23 protein-coding genes and 2 pseudogenes are annotated in these 21,595 nt (G+C 56.4%); 18 read left to right on the forward strand and 7 right to left on the reverse strand.

Annotation, left to right across the window (positions count from 1 at the left end; genetic code table 11):
• Window positions 1-14: 14 nt before the first annotated feature.
• The 6 genes and pseudogenes from NKI68_RS22460 (at window position 15) to NKI68_RS22485 (ending at window position 6,482) form a co-directional block, all read left to right on the forward strand.
• Window positions 15-866: an aldo/keto reductase gene (locus NKI68_RS22460; protein ID WP_254547236.1), complete on the forward strand. Its 852-nt coding sequence runs from the start codon at window positions 15-17 to the stop codon at window positions 864-866.
• A 107-nt stretch (window positions 867-973) separates the two neighbouring features.
• The gene (locus NKI68_RS22465; RefSeq protein ID WP_254547237.1) at window positions 974-1,648 is read left to right on the forward strand and encodes a helix-turn-helix domain-containing protein; all 675 of its coding nucleotides are present in this window, start codon (window positions 974-976) and stop codon (window positions 1,646-1,648) included.
• A gap of 47 nt (window positions 1,649-1,695) precedes the next feature.
• Window positions 1,696-2,691 carry an aldo/keto reductase gene (locus NKI68_RS22470; RefSeq protein ID WP_254547238.1) on the forward strand — a complete coding sequence of 332 codons (996 nt, stop codon included), beginning with the start codon at window positions 1,696-1,698 and terminating at the stop codon, window positions 2,689-2,691.
• 46 nt (window positions 2,692-2,737) lie between these two features.
• A pseudogene (locus NKI68_RS22475) lies at window positions 2,738-4,326 on the forward strand (transposase).
• 419 nt (window positions 4,327-4,745) lie between these two features.
• A complete protein-coding gene (locus NKI68_RS22480) occupies window positions 4,746-6,026 on the forward strand; it encodes a site-specific integrase (RefSeq protein WP_254547239.1) in 1,281 nt (426 codons plus the stop codon).
• A gap of 156 nt (window positions 6,027-6,182) precedes the next feature.
• A complete protein-coding gene (locus NKI68_RS22485) occupies window positions 6,183-6,482 on the forward strand; it encodes a PadR family transcriptional regulator (protein WP_438267826.1) in 300 nt (99 codons plus the stop codon).
• A gap of 72 nt (window positions 6,483-6,554) precedes the next feature.
• Here the strand turns inward: NKI68_RS22485 and NKI68_RS22490 are convergent, their stop codons facing one another.
• The 5 genes from NKI68_RS22490 to NKI68_RS22510 all read right to left on the reverse strand — a co-directional run bounded on the left by NKI68_RS22490 (window position 6,555) and on the right by NKI68_RS22510 (window position 10,987).
• Window positions 6,555-7,784, reverse strand: coding sequence for an RNA-guided endonuclease InsQ/TnpB family protein (locus NKI68_RS22490; RefSeq protein ID WP_254547240.1), 1,230 nt, complete (start codon window positions 7,782-7,784; stop codon window positions 6,555-6,557).
• A 9-nt stretch (window positions 7,785-7,793) separates the two neighbouring features.
• Entirely contained in the window at window positions 7,794-7,946 is a 153-nt protein-coding gene (locus NKI68_RS22495; protein ID WP_254547241.1) for a DUF2080 family transposase-associated protein, read from the reverse strand.
• A gap of 1,039 nt (window positions 7,947-8,985) precedes the next feature.
• Window positions 8,986-10,128, reverse strand: coding sequence for a hypothetical protein (locus NKI68_RS22500; protein ID WP_254547242.1), 1,143 nt, complete (start codon window positions 10,126-10,128; stop codon window positions 8,986-8,988).
• A gap of 103 nt (window positions 10,129-10,231) precedes the next feature.
• Window positions 10,232-10,636 (reverse strand): hypothetical protein, encoded by a 405-nt coding sequence (locus NKI68_RS22505; protein WP_254547243.1) that lies wholly within the window; start codon window positions 10,634-10,636, stop codon window positions 10,232-10,234.
• A gap of 108 nt (window positions 10,637-10,744) precedes the next feature.
• Window positions 10,745-10,987 carry a hypothetical protein gene (locus tag NKI68_RS22510; protein ID WP_254547244.1) on the reverse strand — a complete coding sequence of 81 codons (243 nt, stop codon included), beginning with the start codon at window positions 10,985-10,987 and terminating at the stop codon, window positions 10,745-10,747.
• Between the two features lie 227 nt (window positions 10,988-11,214).
• Between NKI68_RS22510 and NKI68_RS22515 the strand changes: the two genes are divergently transcribed.
• The 5 genes from NKI68_RS22515 to NKI68_RS22535 all read left to right on the forward strand — a co-directional run bounded on the left by NKI68_RS22515 (window position 11,215) and on the right by NKI68_RS22535 (window position 14,034).
• The gene (locus NKI68_RS22515) at window positions 11,215-11,727 is read left to right on the forward strand and encodes an Ig-like domain-containing protein (RefSeq protein WP_254547245.1); all 513 of its coding nucleotides are present in this window, start codon (window positions 11,215-11,217) and stop codon (window positions 11,725-11,727) included.
• A 239-nt stretch (window positions 11,728-11,966) separates the two neighbouring features.
• Entirely contained in the window at window positions 11,967-12,407 is a 441-nt protein-coding gene (locus tag NKI68_RS22520) for a ParA family protein (RefSeq protein WP_254547246.1), read from the forward strand.
• Window positions 12,408-12,524: 117 nt separating this feature from the next.
• Window positions 12,525-12,722 carry a ParA family protein gene (locus NKI68_RS22525; protein WP_254547247.1) on the forward strand — a complete coding sequence of 66 codons (198 nt, stop codon included), beginning with the start codon at window positions 12,525-12,527 and terminating at the stop codon, window positions 12,720-12,722.
• A gap of 181 nt (window positions 12,723-12,903) precedes the next feature.
• Window positions 12,904-13,419: a DUF8115 family protein gene (locus NKI68_RS22530; RefSeq protein WP_254547248.1), complete on the forward strand. Its 516-nt coding sequence runs from the start codon at window positions 12,904-12,906 to the stop codon at window positions 13,417-13,419.
• Between the two features lie 114 nt (window positions 13,420-13,533).
• Window positions 13,534-14,034, forward strand: coding sequence for a hypothetical protein (locus NKI68_RS22535; RefSeq protein WP_254547249.1), 501 nt, complete (start codon window positions 13,534-13,536; stop codon window positions 14,032-14,034).
• A 127-nt stretch (window positions 14,035-14,161) separates the two neighbouring features.
• On the opposite strand, the gene NKI68_RS22540 is transcribed toward NKI68_RS22535, so the two are convergent.
• Window positions 14,162-14,350: a hypothetical protein gene (locus NKI68_RS22540; RefSeq protein WP_254547250.1), complete on the reverse strand. Its 189-nt coding sequence runs from the start codon at window positions 14,348-14,350 to the stop codon at window positions 14,162-14,164.
• A 65-nt stretch (window positions 14,351-14,415) separates the two neighbouring features.
• Here NKI68_RS22540 and NKI68_RS22545 point away from each other — a divergent pair, with 65 nt between their 5' ends.
• Window positions 14,416-14,700 carry a hypothetical protein gene (locus NKI68_RS22545; RefSeq protein ID WP_254547251.1) on the forward strand — a complete coding sequence of 95 codons (285 nt, stop codon included), beginning with the start codon at window positions 14,416-14,418 and terminating at the stop codon, window positions 14,698-14,700.
• Window positions 14,701-15,100: 400 nt separating this feature from the next.
• On the opposite strand, the gene NKI68_RS22550 is transcribed toward NKI68_RS22545, so the two are convergent.
• Window positions 15,101-15,454: a hypothetical protein gene (locus NKI68_RS22550; RefSeq protein WP_254547252.1), complete on the reverse strand. Its 354-nt coding sequence runs from the start codon at window positions 15,452-15,454 to the stop codon at window positions 15,101-15,103.
• A gap of 488 nt (window positions 15,455-15,942) precedes the next feature.
• Here NKI68_RS22550 and NKI68_RS22555 point away from each other — a divergent pair, with 488 nt between their 5' ends.
• From NKI68_RS22555 to NKI68_RS22580, 6 genes and pseudogenes are all read left to right on the forward strand, one after another.
• Entirely contained in the window at window positions 15,943-16,620 is a 678-nt protein-coding gene (locus tag NKI68_RS22555) for a helix-turn-helix domain-containing protein (RefSeq protein ID WP_254547253.1), read from the forward strand.
• Between the two features lie 52 nt (window positions 16,621-16,672).
• Entirely contained in the window at window positions 16,673-17,524 is an 852-nt protein-coding gene (locus tag NKI68_RS22560; protein WP_254547254.1) for an aldo/keto reductase, read from the forward strand.
• Between the two features lie 140 nt (window positions 17,525-17,664).
• Window positions 17,665-18,678, forward strand: a complete 1,014-nt coding sequence (locus NKI68_RS22565; RefSeq protein ID WP_254547255.1) for an aldo/keto reductase — start codon at window positions 17,665-17,667, stop codon at window positions 18,676-18,678.
• 34 nt (window positions 18,679-18,712) lie between these two features.
• Window positions 18,713-19,396 (forward strand): flavodoxin, encoded by a 684-nt coding sequence (locus NKI68_RS22570; RefSeq protein ID WP_254547256.1) that lies wholly within the window; start codon window positions 18,713-18,715, stop codon window positions 19,394-19,396.
• A gap of 139 nt (window positions 19,397-19,535) precedes the next feature.
• Window positions 19,536-19,646, forward strand: a pseudogene (locus tag NKI68_RS22575) (AAA family ATPase); the annotation flags it as partial.
• Entirely contained in the window at window positions 19,621-21,423 is a 1,803-nt protein-coding gene (locus NKI68_RS22580) for a transposase (RefSeq protein ID WP_254547257.1), read from the forward strand. The pseudogene NKI68_RS22575 and the gene NKI68_RS22580, both read left to right, overlap by 26 nt.
• Window positions 21,424-21,595 lie beyond the last annotated feature (172 nt).

Consider the following 21,595-nt stretch of genomic DNA (forward strand, 5'->3'; position numbering starts at 1 on the left):
TGACCCCATAAACGATGTACACTGTCACCCTCAATAACGGCGTGGAGATGCCCATTCTGGGCTTCGGCACGTACCAGATAGATGACCTCGACATATGCGAGCGCAGCGTCTCCGAAGCGCTCGACACCGGGTATCGGCTCATCGATACCGCAGCGGCCTACGAAAACGAGGCGGCTGTCGGCGACGCCATCGAGAAGAGCGACGTCCCGCGAGAGGATGTCTTCGTCACGACGAAACTCTGGATTCAGGACGCCGGCTACGAGAACACGAAAGATGCGTTCGAGCGCTCGCTGGAACGACTCGGGCTCGATCACCTCGACTTATACTTGATCCACCAGCCCTTCGGCGACGTCCACGGTTCGTGGCGGGCGATGGAAGACCTCTACGACGAGGGGGCCGTCCGGGCGATTGGTGTCAGTAACTTCCACCCCGACCGCGTGATGGACCTGATCGCCCACAACGACGTCACGCCAGCAGTGAACCAAATCGAAACCCACCCCTTCTACCAGCGCCGCGAGGACGCCGATTTCCTCGACGAACACGACGTCCAACACGAGTCCTGGGGGCCGTTCGCCGAAGGGAAGAACGACATTTTCCAGCACGACGCTCTCACCGACATCGGCGAGCAGTACGGAAAGACGCCCGCCCAGGTCGTGCTCCGCTGGCTGATACAGCGTGATATCGTCGCAATCCCGAAATCCGTCCACGAAGAGCGCATCACGGAGAACTTCGACGTCTTCGACTTCGAACTCAGCTCCGAGGATATGGACGCGATTGGAGAACTCGACGAGGACGAGAGTCAGTTCTTCAGTCACCGCGACCCGGAGATGGTGAAGCAACTGAGCGATGTCGAATACGACATCTAACTGCCCGTAGCGTACGGGAGTCGGCTTCGACTCGTGTCCACTGAAACGCTGATTGACGATACGTCGCGTGTCGTCGCTTAACTCCACCGAGAACCTAACCCCAGAATATGGCCATCACCGCCCAACAACACCTCAGCTCACCGGTGCTCCCGCTCGTGAGTATCGCCAAATACACGCGCTCGGACGAGATCGAGTGCATACAGGGACTCAATCTCCAACCGAATCTGCAACTGTTCATCGTCCAAATCGACGCCGAGGAGGATGTCTCCGAGGACGACCTCTCGATGCTGGACGAGGTCGTCGAGGCGACGCTGCTCGGCGAGTCAAGCGGGAAGGCGATTCTCAAGCTCACTGTCGAACTCGACGAGACGGTCGCGGGGGCGTTCGACGGGAGCACCGACGGTGCGCTCATGGACTCGATACTCGTCACGCCTGAGGGGTGGTTCGAGGAGAAGCTATTCAAGGACTACACCGCGATGTCCGAGTTCCAGACAACCTGCGAGGAGAACAACATCGACGTCGAAATCCTCTCCTTGACGCACGACTCGACGTCCTTCGAGGATGATTCGCCGTACGGGTTGACCGAGCGCCAACACGAAGCGCTGACACTCGCCCTCTCGCGCGGCTACTATGAACGCCCCCGCCAGGTCACCACCGAGGAACTCGCTGACGAGCTCGGTATCTCGCAGCCGTCTATGTCCGATTTGCTCCGTCGGGGGGAGCGTCAGCTCCTCACCGCCACGCTCGACACGCGTGGATACATAAACGCGCTTTCTAAATAGCGTCGAAGGTAAGCGACTCACGTTCTTCATTTCAAACGAGATCGACCATGGAATACACGACACTCGGTTCGACCGGGATGGAGGTCAGCCGGATCTGCCTCGGCTGCATGAGCTTCGGCGTCCAGAACGACATGCACGACTGGATTCTCGACGAGGACGACTCACGGGAAATCATCGAGCGGGCAATCGACCTCGGGATCAACTTCTTCGATACGGCGAACGCGTACTCGATGGGCGAATCCGAGCGAATTCTCGGAACCGTCCTCGACGATTACGACCGCGACGAACAGGTCGTCGCCACGAAAGGCTACTTCCCGACGAACTTCTTCTCGGGCGAGGACGAACCCCATCCGAACGCGTCGGGTCTCTCACGGAAAGCCATCGAACAGGAACTTCAGAACTCCCTCGACCGCCTCGGCATGGAGACGGTGGATCTCTACCAAATCCACCGCTGGGACTACAACACCCCCATTGAACAGACGTTGCGCGCTCTCGACGACGCAGTCCGCCGTGGCCAGACCCGTTACATCGGCGCGTCGTCGATGTACGCGTATCAGTTTGCGGAGGCGCTCTACACGAGCGACAGGCTTGGTCTCGAACGGTTCGTGACGATGCAGGACCACTACAACCTCACCTACCGCGAGGAGGAACGCGAGATGCACTCGCTCTGTGAGAAGGAAGATATCGGTGTGATTCCGTGGAGTCCGCTGGCGCAGGGCTACCTCACTCGTCCGCACGAGGAGATGACGGCGACGACGCGTGGCGAAGAATTGACCGAACGCCACCAAGAGTATCGGGCCGGTGGCGGTCCGAAAGTCAACGAACGAGTCGAGGAACTGGCTGAGGAAAAGGGCGTGAAGATGGCCCAGATTTCGCTGGCATGGCTGCTCCATCAGGACGCTGTGGACGCGCCAATCGTGGGAACGACCAGCGTCGAGCACCTAGAAGACGCCGTCGAGGCGCTGGATATCGACCTGTCGGATTCGGACCTCGAGTATCTCGAAGAACCGTACGAACCCCTGCCGGTTGCGGGTCACGAGTAGCTGCTCAAGGCTTCTGGGCGTCCTCGATTACGATTATCTCATTAGAATGGTATCCCGGGGCCAACGGTTGACTGACGCATTCGTCGCTGCTCTCGAACTCTGCAAACACCTTCGTGAAGGAACGGATCTCTGTACCGCATTCACCGATCTCAGACTTCAAATCGAGACACTTGAGGACAGGTATCCAGCATGGCATCCCGCGTCGTACTCGTTTCACGGGATGCTCAAGCTCTTCTTCTATCGGGAAGTTACGGGCGACAGTTATCGGTCGCTCACACGTCACCCGGAACTCGCCGACGTATTCGATCTCGAACGAATTCCTGATGAATCAGTTCTCTCGCGGGCATGGCGCAACCGCTTCGATGACGATGTTCGAGGATACATCACCGCCAGCGCTCACCTCTTAGTCAGGGAGGTCTACAACGAGGACCTCGCTGTTCCAGAAGTCCGACCACTGGAGGAAGTCAGAAGATCGCCCGAGAGTGGTTCTGAAGCGCCTGAAGCGACTAGCGAGTTCTCTGAAAAAGAGATTTTCCGAACCACGCGCCTCGCTCGTAAGCATGGATTCGGTCCGTTCGACTCCCGGAGAGCTCACAACGCGACGTACGAAGATACGCGATTCTTCGAGCTTCAGACGTTCATTGGAATGGTCGGTTGTGGCACTCCGCAAGGCGCGGCTCGGTTCAAATTCCGTCGAGGAAAAGAATACAGTCCCCACGGAGACACGCACCTCCGCGCAGTCAAACAATTTGACTCGGAGAGATTACTTGAAGGATTTCAGCAGGCGACAGAACGACTCCTCTCGGTGATCCAATCGGAGTCCGCGTTTCGCCGTCCAGTCACCGTAGCGATTGACATCACGACTATTCGCTACTTCGGTAACGTGGAGGGAATGCCGATGGTCAGTGGGACGAAAGACGGCGAGGGAAAAGCATTCAAATTTTCGACTCTTTCGATTGTCGGGTGGAATATCCCTCTCATTCTGGCTGTCGAGCCCGTCCGTGAGAGTTCCCCGTGGGACGAGAACCCGCCAAACCGGATTCATCGTGTAGTTCGACGACTCGTTCGACGCGCACAGGAGCACGTACCGATTGAGATGGTACTGTGCGACCGAGAGTTTGACGCGAAAGCGGTGTACTAGACGCTCTCGAACCTCGATGTGAACTATCTCATCCCGAAACGCATCCACAGTGACGAGCGGGAGGCTATCGAGACGATGGACGAGAATGGACAGGAGGTCGCCGTTGAATCGGCGACTGTCCATGTCGATCATGGGTCGCACGCGATGCAGTTTCTGTACGTTCCCTCAACGAAAGGGGAAGGAACAGCGGTCTTTGCGACGAATCTCTCAGTCGAGCCAGACGAGGTTGAGACGTTCACTCGTCGGTACAGCCGCCGCTGGCAGATCGAGAACGAGTATAAGAGTATCAAGAACGACTTTCTGGCGAAGACGTCTTCCAAGGATTACCGCGTAAGGCGTTCTACTTCGTGTTCGCGGTGTTGCTGCACAACATCTGGCGGTTCACTGATTTCCTGTTGAAGGCAGGTGTCGGCGGAGAGATGGACTATGCCCCGATTCTGACGGCTGGTGAGTGTGTCGAGTTGGTTTGCTCGGCACTTATCCCACCTGACTAGCGCTTAACGCCGACTCAGATCGCCTATCGTGAGTGGCAACACTTTGTGAGAGGTCGAATTTTAGACTGTTTTCGCGCATTCGATGGCATATCTCCAAGTGTGTTAATTGATACCCCACCAATGTGGGCCATTCAATTCACGATAAGTCCCGTAAACACGCGAAAATAGCGCATCCTCCGAAACTGTGGACCTCGCTGTTCGAGAGGTTAGTATAGCGCCATATAGTTTATAATGAATCTCTACTCTTTCGTTGGAAATGGCTATGTAGTATGTTGTGCCAGCCCCCACAACTCACCCAACAAAAGTATTAATAGAACATCAGAATAACCCTCACCCGTGAAAACCGACGACACAGAATCACCCCAGAAGAGAGCGAGCAGGCTTCTCCGGCGGGATTACAGCGGAACTGACGGGGGTCAATGACGGGGGAGTACCGCTGGAGCCAGCAGTCGCTGGCGGATCTCCAGTATCTCTACTGGCGGGATATCGCACCCGACCGGGAGGCCGACGGATTCAATCCCGAGACAGAGCGTCCGTCGTACCAGTGGCTCGTCGAACACGGCTTCGGCGGGATTCAGTACGCGCTGCGCGAGCACCACGACCTCACAGTGAAGGAGTTCTTCGTCGACGTCGTCGGCATCCCGGACGACCAGCAGGGGTTTGTATGGCCCACGGAAGATGAGGCAACGCAGCAGGCACTGGCGAGCTTCCTCGACCGACTCCGCCACCGCCAGGGTCGGACCGAGTCACGTGTTCGAACCGTTCGGTCGCACCTCGCGAAGTACGTCCGGGCGTACCGTGACGTCCACGGGCACGCACGTCTGCTCGAGCAGCTGGGCGACACGAGTGCGCGGCCCGCGGAGATCCAGCGGGTGCTCGCCGCGATGGATGCCGTCGGCACTGCCCTCGGGACCGACGCCTCCCGGCTTGAGTACCTCGGGGACGTCCAGCGGTTCTACCGCCACCTGCAGAACCGAGGCCACGCCGCCTACAATCCCCTCGCGAACGCCAGCGAGGAGTTCGGCTGGGAACGCTCGGAACCGGACAACCCCACGCTTACGGCCGCAGACGTTCGTGCCCTGTATCAGGCGGCCGAAACCACTGAGGAGCGACTCGTCATCGTCGGCCTCGCCGCGTGGGGATTGCGGCCCGCCGAATTGACGGCCCTCTCTGTCTCCCAGGTAACGCTCGATCCCGATGACCCGCATCTCACGTTCGACGACCGCAAGAACGGGCCCGGAACGGTCGCCCTCATCTACGGCCTTGACGTTCTTGCCGATCGCGTCGACGAACTCGACGATAGTGACGAGGACACTCCCGAGTGGAACGGCTACCTCTTTCCCTCGCAGCGCTCGTCGACGGGCCACATCGCGCAGGGAACGCTCCGGTCGCGGTTCGACACCCTCGCTACCCGCGCCGAGGTGACCGTCGACGGCCGCGCACCGACGCCGAAGATGGGGCGTCGGTTCTGGTACGCAACGTACACGCGCGCGACCGCCGCCATCCTCGAGTCGCTCCAGGCGGTCGCCGACGACCAAGGGAGCACAAGCCCCGAGGTCGTCCTCCGCAACTACCTCTCCGAGGAACGTCGCCGAGCACTGCGCCGCCAGTTCATGCGAGCCCGTCTATCCAACGCATTCACTAGCCGTCCTGATAGCCAGTCATCATCGCCAACTCACTCGATCATGACTCACCGCTAACCTTTTGACATGGAATGTACCGCATACCAGAATATCAAAAACGCTCTGGCATTACATCGATACTCTTGCAATGGTTATCCAGGCGGTCGCTCAAGAAGCGGTGTTACCATTCTCATTAACAAAATGGGATGCGTGTGAGGTACACGGTGGACGACCATGACACTGTTTGAGCTGACCGGATTTCAGCGCGACTTGCTGTGGGTGATCGCTGGCTTTGACCAGCCCTCGGGCCAGCAACTCAAAACGGAGCTCGAAGCACACACAGATCGTGAGATCACCCATGGGCGATTGTATCCCAACCTCGATACGCTCGTCAATCGGGGGTACGTCGAGAAGGGACAGATCGATCGCCGAACGAACTACTACGAACTCTCGGAGGAGGGCCAGGAGGCGCTTGCCGCGCGCCATGACTGGGAAGACGACTACCTCCCATTTACCACCTCCCCGTCAACATAATATACAACAGCACCGCTCATATTCCGGGACTCTGCAGCAGCATCATGTCCAGCAGTCAGCGGCCAGCGTGAACTACCCCGCCCTGCTCGGCCTGACGGCCTCGCTGAGGACGGGGCTTCCTGTTTCTACGACGCGCTTTGCAGACACCGAATGGGTGTCCGTAGGGAGCGCAGTCTCCGCAGGCATTGAATCGGGGTGAACCACCCCTACTTGATCGAGTCCGCGTGACAGGATGTTGTACGCCGCGTTGAGGTCCCTGTCCGCTTCGAACCCGCATGACGGGCATGAGTGTTCGCGGACCCACAGCGGTTTGTCGGTCGAAACGCCACACTCGGAACACTCCTTCGTCGTCCCGCGTGGGTCGACGGCGACGAAGTGCGTTCCTTCCCGCTCGCACTTGTATTCGAGCATCCGGAGGAACGTGCCCCACGCCGCTCCGGCGCGGTTTCGTGAGTTCGACGGGAGTTCCATCAGACCCTTCGCGTCGAGATCTTCGACCGCTACGAGGTCGTACTCCCGAGCGTAGTAGTTCGAGAGCTTGTGCAGGAAGTCGCGGTGCTTTCGCTTCAGGTCGGCGTGACGGCGGGCTACTACGCGCTGTTGCTTGCGGTAGTTCACCGAACCGTGTTCCTTCCGCGAGAGATCGCGCTGTGCGCGTTCCAACCGCTCGCGTTCCTCGGAAAGATCGGGACCTTCGACGGCGGTTCCGTCGCTGTCGTGGGCGTACTTCAGAATCCCCACGTCGATCCCGACACACTGCTCGGGATTCTCGGGCTTCGGTGGTGCGTCGTTCTCGGTTTCGATCCCGAGGACGGCGAACCACTCGCCGGTCGGTTCCTGCTTCACGACGACCTCCTTGATCGTGGCGTCGTCGGGAACCTCGCGGTGGTAGACCAACGGAACATCGCCGATTTTGGAAAGAGAGAGTACAGGCCGACCGCTCGTGTTGTTGAGCTTGAAGCCGGTTTGACTGTACTTGATCGAGCGATATTCCTGCGGGGCTTTCCACTTGAGTTCGCCGACGCGGTAGCCGTTGTCCTTCCGTCCCTTCAGCGTCGAGAGGTTGTCGTACAACCGCTGAACGACTTTCTGAAGGACCTTCGAGTGAACGTCCTTCAGGTCGGTCCACTCGCGTTTGAGGTCGGGAAGGAGCGACTGTTCGGAGTAGGCGGAGGTTCCGTCTACTCGGTTGAGCCGGTGAAGGAAGTGATTGTAGACCTGCCGGCAGGTATCGACGGTCCACGCTAACCGCTCGTGGAGTTCGTCGGTCGGTTTGAGCCGATACCTGTAGTTGTAGCGCATAACTGTGGCCTACTCGCCTGAATCGGCGTCGGGTTCGGAGACGCGGACGACCTTCACGTTCGCTCCGATCCATCGCTTCGGGACGAGAACGTGCGCTCCATTTCCGACGGGGCGAACGTCTCGGTCGAGGACTTCGTAGCCCTCGATTTCGTGCCGATCCATTAACTCTGTATATACTCTGTTGCAACTTAAGTCTACCGAATCGTGGGCCTGCGGGCTTGCTACCGAACACGTTTGAGAACTGTGCGGCGCTGTATCCCCTCCCTACGACCTCGCTTCGCTCGGTCGTTGAGGAAGGGGCCTTAGCGCCTCGATTTAGGTAACACAGGTGGGGGGAGTACGAGAGGTGACTGCTACGCCCTCGTACGATCGCAGTAGTTACGATCAATTGACATAGTAGTATCGATCTCCAGTGACACCCCGCCTCAGTCGTCGTGATAGTCTCGAATTTCTATCATAAAAGGCCACGATTGAGCGACCTCGTTCTCGTGAAAGCCGGCGAGACCGACGAGCGCTATCTGTTCCTCGTCCGGAAGACGGACGCGAAACGAGTGTTTGACGCAATCACATTGTCTCCCCTTGCACCGACTGAGAGGACGGCTCTAAGCGCATCAATGACACGGGAGTAGACCCTCTACTGCCGCTGAGACGGACGGGTTCCCGGTCGACCGGTGACCGTTGTTCCGTATTGCACGAGGCGGCAACCCTGACAGGATGCTCCAGCGCGTCAGCGACGTGCTCGCGGCGTTCACACCGGATTTCGTAGGTCCTCATCCGGAGCACGCTGACCGTTGGCCATCGCTTGATGCGACACTTGCCGATTGCTGTAGCGCCGACGACCGCACCTCGATCTTGACACCGTTGCTCCCCAGCTCGCTCTTCCGCGGCGACCCCCCGGCGACGAGTGAATGGGATGTCCTTGTTATCCTATCGTTGACGGAAGCAATGATCAGATTGCTTCCGCGTACGCGCGTCAGATCATAACCGCTGCCAGCTCGCCCAACTCGTCGATGTCTACGTCCCTGCTAGCGATTCTTGCTCGATAGAGGGCGACTCTGTGAACGCAATCCCAAGACAAATCTAAGAGGAGCCACTATGCAGAACGACGATTCTAGACTGCCAACAGAATCAAGAACGGGAGTATCAAGAACGCATTAACACCCGTCTAGACCAACAATTAGGTGCACTACATTCCAGCTAGTTAGAATTGGTAACCGAATTCATTCATTCGGTAACATCCAAGGCCAAAGAAGTCATCAGAGTCAGGATCTTCATAGTTACAGAGGCTAATAAGCCAGCAGTAGGAGGAGTTATTCGGTGATTCATAATAGCTCATCGAACCGCTGTCCCCTGGTTTATAATCATTTGATGAACTATTATCAACTAACCATACAGAATACGGTTTCGGAAGACAGCCAAAAAAAGAGGTGTATACAGTCGATGCAATAGCTGTGATGCCTGCCGTCGTCGTCCGGCAGGTTCTCTGTCCAACTTTTTGCGGGCGGGCTCCGTTTCGCCGGAGGTCACCGAGCCCGTCGTAGGAAAAATTCCCTCGGATTCCATTATATCCAGAGTCCCAAATCGCACGAGCATATCCGAATCCATTAGTGATATCAGTAGCGGCGAAGTCTTCCTTACACCGGTCGTACCGGACCTCACCAATCAAAGTACCATCTGCCTTTCTCAATTTCTTACCAACATTATCAGAACCATTAAAGATATGCTGGCTTGTTATAATGTAACTGTTTCCGTTTTTATATCCCGTACAACTTACGGTGCCATACCCACGTTCAGAACTATCGCCTTTAACCAAGAAGCCGCCATAGATGTATGTATTGGTCCAGTTTCGGAGATCATCAAGGCTACAACTAGTAGGCCGTGGAACGCCTGATTTACGGGGGACTACCTCCACACCGTCCACGTGATCTGGTAGCTCTGAAGCAGTCCGGTGGTATTTATCTTCCACAATTCGAACCGAGATTCTTGAGTTCTCACCTCCAGCGTCTCCTGGAATTACACCGACAGAGACCACTCCATTTTTCTGGCTGAATCGGTGACCTACTCGATCTTTAACATCAGTTGCGTGTCTGAAATCGTTGTACCAGTCTGCGGGGATATATTTGACGAAAGGCGTCCGCTTTGCATGAGGATCATCCCCATGAAAACCCACAACAATAGGGACTTCGTCCGATGCCGCCGCTTTAACATCATCGGTTGTAAGATAACTCGCAGTAATACCACTGAAGCCTAAACCAGAGAGTGTCCGCATTAATCGACGTCGAGACATTACCTTACACCGCTTCCGGTGAATCCCCTGTGTTTCAGGATATTTCGGTTTCATCATACTACTGCCTAACCTATACCATCTCTAATATATTAATCTTACTGTGATTCATATCTAATGAACACTAGTGAAGGACTACAATTTCAGCCGCCCTATTAGCAAGTTATGACAGCTTTCTCAGCACGACCCCAAGTATAAATCCTACTGTGCCAAAAATGAATCCGAAAATGAGAGCAAATATTACGATATGATGCGGTGGAACTTCGCCTCCATAGGTTGCAATTCCACCACTGGTAAGGACTCCACCAGCAATGATACTAGGCACGACAATACAAGTGAGATAACCCCCATTTCGGTAGCCATGAATTACACTCAACCCGAGAAGAAAAATACCAGCTACGATCTGGGCGACCTCAGACTGGAACACGACAAACGATCCTAAAGAAAACATGGTACCAATATAAACCGCTGCTAAACTGATCACACCGCTTAATAGAATGAAAAGAACGGCCACTGCCAGTGAGCGACCAACGATTAACCCACGAATCTGGTGCCGTTGAAACTGCATAGAGGAGATACATCCGAAGAGGATATATGTGTTTCCTACGCTATAGTCACCGTTTCAAGTATTGTATTGAATAGCCTCACGAAGCGACTTCGTGACGCAGATAACTGGTTAGAGAGCAACAAAGCGCCGTTGATGAACTATGCAGATGCCGTGGTGGTTCTTGACCACTATTATTTCGATGAAGGCCATTACGGGGTGGGATTCATCGGCAATGTCGGGTACGACAGCAATATCTGTGGGATTATTGACTGTGCCTATGAAGACTACAACAGTATGGCGCCAGAACTCCAAAATGTAAAATCCGCAGGGGTCGCCTACCACGAACTCAGTCACGTTTTCAACGCTCGTCATACTGATGTAGGTATGGACATATATAACAACGCAACCATCAAGTACGGTTTCGACGATGGCATTTCTGCCTGTTACAAAGACGCGTTACCCGAAGTCGTCGAACGTGAACAGTCGTATTGCTGCGTCAACAGGGTCCGTAATCGCTACGATAACCGTAAGGTTCTCTTTTAATTCGTTCGTGTGCAATTCGACGAAAAAGACACCATCATACACGCAAATTAAGGGTTATGAACCGAAGACAGTTCCTCCTCATCGGCACGGGTTCGGTGTTGTTCGCCGGCTGCCTGAACAATCCCACCCGGGCAGGTGATACCACAAACGAGTCAAATTCGTCGAACGAGACGACGCCCGATCCGGCAGCGCCGTCGAACGGCTCTACGCCCTCGAACGTCACGTCAGCTGATTTACCTCCGGTCTCCGAAGCCCCGCGCGACCTCCTCGTGCAGAACGAAGATCGGGTCCGCCACGAAATTAGCGTCACAATCAAGCACGCTGGGGCGCAGATCTTCTCGGAGACGGTGACGCTGAACCCGGCACTCAACGAGAGTGGCGAGGTAAACTCCGGATACAAGCGATATTGGAGTGAAGTCATTCCAGAGACAGGCATGTATACGGTGACTGCATCAGTGACCGGCGGAGAATCGGTCACGGAGAAGATGCATGTTACCAATCAGACGACCGGTCTCTTCGTCCTGATTGAGGAAGGCACGATCAAAGTCAGGGAAAAACCGACGATGTAAGTAAGGGGCGTCGCTCTATATGTAAAATTAGAGCACAGTTCAACCAACTTCTTGACGGCGTTCGACGTGATCCGTAAGACTGACCACGTCAACATTGTCCCCGGCGCCGGGACCGATCAGAGGGCGCGAGTATCTGTCTGACGTACTTTTATGAGACTGTGGAACGCACGCGAAACTACTGTTGAACGGGCGTTAAACAGGTGTCAAACGACGGGAAGCAATACCCATACGACACGACTATGGCAGCAGACGACGCCCTGCGGAGCAACTCTTCCCCGAGACAGAACGAAGAACCGTCCGCGCTGCGGCTCGCGAGCTTCGTCGACAAAGGCGGCGTCGGCAAGACCACCGCCGTCGCGCATATCGGCGTTGCACTCGCTGAGCGCGGCCTCGACGTCCTCCTGGTCGACCTCGCCGGCAAACAGGGCGACCTCGCAAAGCAGTTTGGCATGTGGGAGACCGTCCGCGAGGGCCGCGACTGGCCGAATATCACGACGACGTTTCAGGCCGAATGGTCAGAGATCGCCGACCAAGTTCCGACTGCCGCTCAGGAGCTCATCGCTGCGACCGGCGAAGGGCCCGACCTCCTGCGGCGCACGAATCGCTCGACGGCCTCGACGCGAAGCTCGCCGCCGATGACGACGCCGCCGACCGGTATTCGCGCTTCGACCGCTTTCTGAGCGAGTACATCGCCGACGCGTACGATGCGATTCTGATTGACCTCCCCGGCGCCTCGTCGAACGTCGCGTATAACGGCTTATGGGCCGCCGGCAACGTCCTGACGCCGACGCGGCCCGGTGCCTTCGAGGCAGGCCAGGCGCGACGACTTCGCGCGGATGCACGAGACGCTCGGCGTCGAGATCGAGCTCGCCATGCTGCTGCCGAACGAGGTCGACGTCCGGACGACCGCTGACCAGGCGTTTCTCGACGCCCTCGCCGAGGAGTTCGGCGACGTCCTCGCGCCGGCGCACGTCCCCCGGTCGAAGGATATCTAGAACGCACAACTCGACGGGCAAACCGCGTTCGCGCTCGCCGACCCCTCCCCGACGGCCGAGCGGGCGCTCGACGCCTATCGCGCCGCGGCGCGAGCCCTCTGTGAACGCTTCGACGTCGTCAGCGACCCAGCGAGCAGCGGCGAACAGAACGCGACAGTGAACGCCTCTCCGGAGCACACCTATGAGTGATTCTGACCCGTCACCCCCAGACGACGACCCCGACCCCGACGCCGAGCCTGACGACGCGGACCCGTTCGCGAGCCTCGACCCCGACCTCCGCGAGAAAACCGACGTCGGCGACCGAACCGACAGCGCCCCCGCGTCGGCCGAGAGCGCCGACGACGGCGGAGAGGCCGATGCCGTCGAGCAGTCACCGCACGAGGCGTTTGCGGCCGCAGTAGAGACGCACCTCGACGCGATTGCCGCCGGCGAGAAGGGCGATACGATCGGCGTGCGTGACCCTGAGCTCGCGGCGTTCCTCCGGGCGCTCAACGACGTCCCGAGTATCCGGACCGACGTCGGACTCGCCGTGCAAGCGGCGTACGGGACGCCGCCGGACCCGACGGGCGTCGATAAGAGTACGATCGTCCGGCTCGCCGTTCGCGCGGCGCTCGCCGAATACGACCCGGAGACGTTTGCGACGTTCCGTGACGTGCTGACCGACCGCGCTCGCGTGATCGTAACAATTACGCCGTAAATCGTATGAAGGGGATAGACCGATAATCGATACAACACCGATTGTATCCTACGGAATTAACATACCTATAAACCCAGTACCACCACTATGAGATTTGCTAACGTCCACTGCACGATGATAGTAGCCGTGCTGCTCGTTACAGCAGGTTGTATCGGTTCGACGGGGCCAGAAGCCGATACCGAGCGTCCTACTGAATCTGGATCAGTAGACGTGACGTCTAATGTGACGATCCACCCCTATCCCCAACTTCCATCCACGCTCACGAACGAGACCGCAGTCGAGTACGCGAGAACCTACGAGCGCGCACATGCACAGCGGCAGGCGCTCAACGAAAGTCAGAACGTCAGTGGCTCGCTCGAAACGGTGCAGATAAGCATCGAGACGGCCGTCGCGACAAAGACTGCCGATGGTGGCTACATCGTCCGACTCGATTACGCCGTTGGATTACAGATCGAACTACCTGACGGGAAGGTCGTCGCCTCAGATCACGTTGTCCTCGTTGACTACTACCTTAACGAGACGACGGCCCTCCGAGCGGTTGCTCCGACGGCAAACGGTCCCGTTCCTGATCCACGGACAAATGGAACGGTTATTGCACAGCGCTCTCAGAACTGATCTTCAGCAAGATTCATCGTTATCCAACAGATACAGGCTTGGCCGATATGGATATCAGGGGGATCTGACACTGAATCGTCCATACGACCGGTGGCGCGCCTATTAGTATGAGAGTATGAGCGTCTTTTCAAATTACGTCTCGACCTCGGCCTACGGGAACTACTATAACTGGAACTGGCAGAACAACAACCAGAACACGACCATCGATCACCGCCAGTTCGTTCGCGGCCACGATGACGGCCATCTGGGCTACGATACCCAGCACTGGCACGAGGGAGAAGACGCTGGGCTTCTCTATGCCACCGTCGGCGTTCACTCCAGTTATACAGACGGTCCTGGACCGTAGGAAAGGTTAGTATCTATACTGTTGTATAGTAATATATGGTCATAGCAGCTCAATCCCGTCGACTCCCCGCCTTCGGCGTAAAAGTGGTACTCGCCGTCGCCGTCCTCGCTGGCTTACACCTGCTCGCACAGGTCAGTACGGTCCGCCTCCTGCAGATCCCCGGCTACCTCATCATGGCCGGGGTCGACCTGATCCAGAACACGGTGCTCCCTGGCCTCTCAGGGCTCGAATTCGACGCCCTGTACGCCGTCTATCTGGTGATCGTCGCGGTCGTCCTGACGCTCCTCGTTCGAGCAGTCTACGCGCGAACCACCGCGTAACTTCCCTCTCACACGCTTTTACAGCCGCACGACGCTCGCCGTGCACTGGATCTCCCGGTTGTCTCCTGTCTGTTTCACGTTCGTTAGCCACGACGTGCGTCCGACTGACGCCTTGGCGGTGGACAGTTCGTGTAACCCTGAACGCGGCCCCGCAGCGACAGTGATGAATCAGTACTTCCATCGTGCCGGCGGAGCTATTCGGCGGCACGTCTGAAGTCCAATCCAGAGACATCCGGGATGTTCCGTGACGTTCTGACCGACCGAGCGCGCCGCGGCGGCGACCGACCGGCGCGCGGCTCTCTCGACCGTCGGACGCTGCCCTATCCGATGTATCCGACAGATCTACGCACGCGACTCCCGACGCTGAACAGTTTTCACGTACGTCGGGGACAATCCACGGCTACGGTGCGAGTATTAATATTGACCCAATTAGGAATATCACGGCGCCGGTTCTATAGGCGATGTTGCTTTTAACGCTCTCTTTGAGGACAGCCTCCCCGGATTCTTTCGCCGCCGGGGGATCGCCAGGGCCCGGCTTGCCCGTCTTGACGTAAAAGTCTGTGACGATTGAATTGGTCGCCGTTCTCGTGAGCCAGCATTTGAGAACGTACTTGCAGGCAAGGGAAAAATTCCACGCCTTTCCCAAAGCCGGCGCGAGCATGAGCAACCCGCCGAGGATTGATAGGAGCGGGCCCCATCCACCCGTTGCTTCGAGGAACGAAGATATCATTGGCAGACAACTGTTCGCAGCCATTACTTACATTTCGTTTGGTATGTATGGGAGCTTGGTCACCGCCGCGTATGCGAGTACGCGGCAGTAGACGACGTCTGGCGATTTTACCCGAAAAACAATACCGGAACACGGCAAGAACCGCCGCTTCAGACCAGCCATACACCACATACCGCTATCGTAAATCTATAGATAGGTTCGGCCAGAGGTCGGCAGTTTGACTTCTGACAAACCACCAATCTACCAACATTACTGATGGGCGGGATGTGGAGACAGCAATTTCACAGTTTGAAGAGCACATCTACTGAGCGGCTGTTTCACCCAAACCAGCTGGTAAGAACCCACCTCGATGTGGGGAGTCCCCTCGGAAAGTACAGAAGACTATTCGGCAAGCGGCCGCTTTCTAACTTAAACCCATTAGACTTCTGTGCGATTTTACCAATCACACAGAAGTCTACTTATATACTCGAGAAATCCTGAGCCTTAACTCCCTGCGATGCATAATTACTCCCATGACAATTACGACTGAGTTTTGCCTCAGTTCACCTTCTCTCCCACTGGTCAGTATCACTGAGAGACTCCCACCAGACCAAGTTGAGTGCGTTCACGGACTCTGTTTCGAACAGGACGCCCGGATGTTCATCGTCAAAATCGATTCCGAAGTCAACGTCTCAGAAGCCGACTTGGAAGCCCTAAACGAAGTTTCAGAGGCGACAACGATTGGCTACGCGGGCGAGCAAACAATCCACAACCTTACTATAGAACTTGACGACTCAATCTCGCAGGTATTCAACGGGGGCAGTTCTGCAGCAGCAAAACTCGAACCGACCATCGTCACACCGGACGGGTGGTACGAAAAGAAAGTGTACAAGGACCGTAATGCGTTCATGGAGTCTCGGACCCGCTGTGAGAACTACGGCATCTCGCTCGATCTCATCTCTATGACCTCCACTTCCGCTGCATCGGACGACGCTCTCCCGTTTGGGTTGACTGAACGGCAATACGAGGCGTTGACACTCGCATTTTCCCGTGGTTACTACGAGAGTCCACGCAAGACATCGACCGAGGAACTTGCCGAGGAACTCAGCATCTCACAGCCCTCGCTATCGAGACTTCTCAGGCGAGGTGAGCGCCAGATTCTCTCTTCCGCTCTCCAGTCACGAGAATACTTAAACACGGTTTCCAGTTAGCCTCGTCACTATCTGACCGTAGTCCCTCGTATCCGGTAGACAGAGACCCACCATGAGATCAGTCGAACTCAACAACGGCGTGGAGATGCCGATTCTCGGTTTTGGCACGTACCAAATCGAAGACCTCGACGAGTGCGAACGAAGTGTCTCGGAAGCACTCGAAACAGGGTATCGACTCATCGATACTGCGGCGTCGTATGAGAACGAGGAGGCGGTCGGTAGGGCAATCGAAAAGAGCGACGTGCCGCGAGACGAGGTGTTCGTCACGTCGAAGCTCTGGATTCAGGACGCTGGCTACGAAGCCACGTTGGATGCGTACGAGCGGTCGCTGGACCGACTGGGCCTTGACTACCTAGACCTGTTTCTGATTCATCAGCCCTACGGAGACATCCACTGCTCGTGGCAGGCTATGGAAGACCTCTACGAGGAAGGCCAGATCAGGGCAATCGGGGTCAGCAACTTCCACCCCGACCGCGTGATGGACCTCATCGTCCACAACGATGTCGTCCCCGCAGTGAATCAGATTGAGACCCATCCATTCTACCAGCGAACTGACAACGCAGCGTTTCTCGAAGAACACGACATTCAACACGAGTCGTGGGGGCCGTTCGCCGAAGGCCAGAATAATATCTTCGACCACGACGTGTTGACCACGATTGGAGACCGCTACGACAAATCCGCTGCACAGGTGGTGCTTCGATGGCTCATTCAGCGTGAGATCGTTGCCATTCCGAAGTCGGTCCACGACGAGCGGATCGCCGAGAATTTCGATGTCTTCGACTTCGAACTCGACTCGGAGGAAATGGAGACGATTCCGGAATTGGACGAAGGCGAAAGCCAGTTCTTCGACCATAGAAATCCTGAAATGGTGAAACAGCTGGGGGAAGCTGAACGGGAGACGTAATTCCCGATTGCAGGAGCTACCCCTTGGGTCAGACTCCAACGTGTTCGCGGTACGCAACGGTCACGCGCGCACTTAAACGCGGTATTACGTTAGCATCACACCGAAGCGATTCACATCCCTTGTTCAAACTGAGAGTGACGATGGAATACACGACCCTTGGTTCGACCGGAATGAAGGTCAGTCGCCTCTGTCTCGGCGGGATGAGTTTCGGTGTGAGCGACCTTCACGACTGGACACTTGACGAGGAGGGATCACGCGAAATCATCGAACGCGCGATTGACCTTGGAATCAACTTCTTCGACACGGCGAATGCGTACTCGAACGGGGAGTCCGAAGAGATAATCGGGGACGTTCTTGATGACTATGACCGGGACGAACACGTTGTCGCCACGAAATGCTACTTTCCCACGAACCGCTTCTCGGGCGAGGACGAGCCGCACCCAAACGCGTCCGGGCTCTCACGGAAGACCATCGAACAGGAATTAGAGAATTCACTGGATCGGCTGGGGATGGACACCATCGACCTCTACCAGATCCACCGGTGGGACTACGACACACCCATCGAGCAGACGCTACGCGCACTTGACGACGCGGTCCGTCGTGGAACGGTGCGATACATCGGAGCATCCTCGATGTGGACCCACCAGTTCGCCGAGGCGCTCTACACCAGCAAGCACCTGGGCCTTGACCGATTCGTGACGATGCAGGACCACTACAACCTCGCCTACCGCGAGGGGGAACGCGAGATCTTCCCCTTCTGCAAGAAAGAAGACATCGGCGTCATCCCGTGGAGTCCGCTTGCCCAGGGGTACCTCACCCGCCCCCACGAAGAGATGACTGCGACGACTCGCGGTGAGGAGCTGACCGAGATCCACGAGGAGTACCGGATGGGCGGTGGCCCAGACGTCAATGAGCGTGTTGAGGAGCTGGCTACGCAGAAGGGTGTGACGATGGCACAACTCTCGCTGGCGTGGCTACTCCATCAGGATGCCGTTGATGCACCGATTGTTGGCACCACGAGTGTCGAACATCTCGAACAAGCTGTCGAAGCACTGGAGATCGATCTGTCAGATTCGGACCTCGAATACCTCGAAGAGCCATACGAACCCCTCCCGATTGCTGGGGCTCCCGTCCCCGGGTCGCAGGCCAACTAGAGCCGCCTCAATACAGGATTTCACTTAAATTCACATGAGAAAGAACACACTACTCAACTCAGAGGAGGCAGATACCAATGGAACAAATCGGCGTACGTTGCTCGGGGCAGGTGTCTTGGCAGGAAGCGGGTTACTCGCGGGATGCTTACACTGGGGCCGCTCCGATACGGAAGAGCAGAATGCCCCTCCCCAAACTGCGGATGAGAATCGCGTATTGATTGTGTTTTTCTCTCGTACGGAAAACACACAGGCTGTAGCTGAAATCATTCAGCAGGAAGTGGGTGGTGACCTGTTCGAGGTCCATCCAGCAGAGCCGTATCCCGTAGATTACGACACGCTCGTATCCCAGGTAGACGAAGAAAACGAAGCCGGCTATACACCGCCTCTCAAATGCAACGTGGAGAATATCGGGGCTTATAACACCGTGTTTTTCGGTGCCCCGACGTGGGATATGCAACTGCCGCCACCGATGAAGACCTTTCTGAGTGAACACGATTTAAGCGGAAAAACGGTTGTGCCATTCAATACGAATGGGGGCTATGGTGTCGGAAGTAGTTTTCAAACTGTAGCAGAGCGCAGTCCGAATGCCGACGTCCTGGAAGGCTTCTCCACAAGAGGAGGATTGGAGCGAGATGGGATCTATCTCGCTATAAAGGATGAACGCCGGGAGGAAGTCCACACCGGAGTGACTGACTGGTTGCAAAACCTTCAGATTTGACGCAGAGCCTACCGGTGACGAGGTCACGGTTATTGACGCGCTTCATCCCGGTGAGCGATCTCCAACAATCCGTTTTTGGAAATTCGGAAATTACACGCTTCCATTTATTACCCCAGCAGTCTGTGTCGACGCCGAATCAATGATCACCGACGCGCGCGTCCTCCAACCGGAATTCATCCCACGGGAGGTCCAACACCGGGATGCCGAGGTGAACTACCCCTCCAGTGTTCTCAACCCCACCGACGCAGGACATCCTCGACTCCATCCAGGAGCAGGTTGAGGACCTTTGCCACATCCACGACCACATCACCCGGATTATAGCGAACCTCGACATCGAAGGCGACTGGTTCACCGGATACAACTACCCCGAGAAAGCAAAGTACGAGCTCGAAGGGATGGTGAAAACCTTTCTCTACATGCACGCCAGCGGATTCGACGAAGCAGAGACTGCTCGCCGTCTGAAAGGTGCGGCCTTCATTTACGTCAGATTCGAATTACCGCGCCCACCGTCGAAGCAGCTCATCAACTACACGAAAAAGAAGCGGTTCTCGCTAAAGGAACGAAAGACTCTGAAAAAGGCCGGAAAGCGTATTCATAAGATCTGTGCTGACCACGACCTCGTACGCACGGACACAACGACCGAACCTGCGCTTGATCCTGACGATATTCGAGGAACCGACATCGAGGAAGAACAAATCATGGAAGCCGTGGGACTCGCTTCTGACCTCGGCTTCTCCGCCTTCACCGCTGACCGTGCGAGCAACGCGAAGTACGCATTAGAGGCCTACCTTGAACGCCAGGCGTACCTGAACATGGCAAACGCTGCTGCAACCACGCCCCGCCGCCGGTTCGCACGTCTCAGCGACCGTGACGAAGTGCCGCACGGTTCGTCGCACAATCGGACGATGAAGAAGATCGCTGACCCAGACTCCCAACTCACGTTCGATGAATTTGTCGAGGGGGGTCGCATCCCTGACTGGCAACGCATTCGTGATGAGACTCTCCAGGCCTTCCACACCGGAGTCGAACGGATTCTGGATGAGATTACAGACGATGACCGCGGACAAGTCGGGATTCGAGAGCCGGTCAACGCTGCAATCGACATTGTGACGTGGAATTTCTGGCCATCACCATTCCAAAAGCAGGAAGAGGCAGAACCTGGCGAGCAACCAGTCACTTTCAAAACCAGTTCTGGGAAGACTCGGACGGAGTACCTCAAGGAGGATTACCCGGTCATGGCGTCGGGATTCAAGGAGAGCCATGAACGAGGGTACAAGTTCGCCACGCTCACCATCGTTGCCGAGAACACGCCGATTGTCCTGGCGATTGAACCCGTGCGTGACGTGCGTGCGTGGGAAGACGAGAACGAGGTTCACCGGACGTCCCGTGCGGACATCGTGGATCGGCTGTTAGAACAGGCACAGCAGCACGTAGACATCAACAAGGTGTTCGCTGACCGGGAATTCGATGCTCACGAGGTCCGGCACCTAATCAACAAACACGACCTGTACTACGTCATCGGGAAACGCAAGCAATCTTCTGAGGACAAGGAGAACGTCGAAGAGGTCAAGCAGCACTCTGTAATCGATGCGCGGGTGGAGTATGCGTCACTCACAGTTGACGGGGAAACACACGACTTGAGCATCATGTATGTCCCGAAGAACGCGGCGATTGAGAACGAGGAACGGGACGAGGATGACGGATGGGATGAGTATGCGATTTTCACGACTAACTACAAGGTTGAACCTGAGCGAGCGATTGGACTCACGGCACAGTACCGTGATCGCTGGGAGATAGAGAACCAGTATAAGACTATCAAGAAACACTTCCTGCCGACCTCTGCCTCGAAGGATTACCGCGTCCGGTTCCTGTACTTCACCATCGGGGTGTTGATGTACAATCTCTGGCGGTTGACGAACTTCGTCCTCCGTGACGAGGTTGATGTGGACTTGGGCGAGAAACCGCCACTGCGAGCCGGTGAGATTGTAGAGCTGGTCGCGTTCTGCCTGTTCGACCCTGGGGACTAGATCTCGATTCATTTTCCGTGTTCAGCTTGGCTGGTGAGCGACTGCGTTCTCATTTTCACCGTGTTTTCCGCTTTGGAAACTGTGTAATTCCGAATTAGAGAAGTACGATCTCCACTGGCGTCCCGGATCGGCTAGGGTCTGTTCTTTCGGCTCTGTAGTTTCGCTAGACAGA

This window comes from Halomarina pelagica (assembly GCF_024228315.1).
In the GTDB taxonomy this organism is placed as follows: Archaea; Halobacteriota; Halobacteria; order Halobacteriales; family Haloarculaceae; genus Halomarina; species Halomarina pelagica.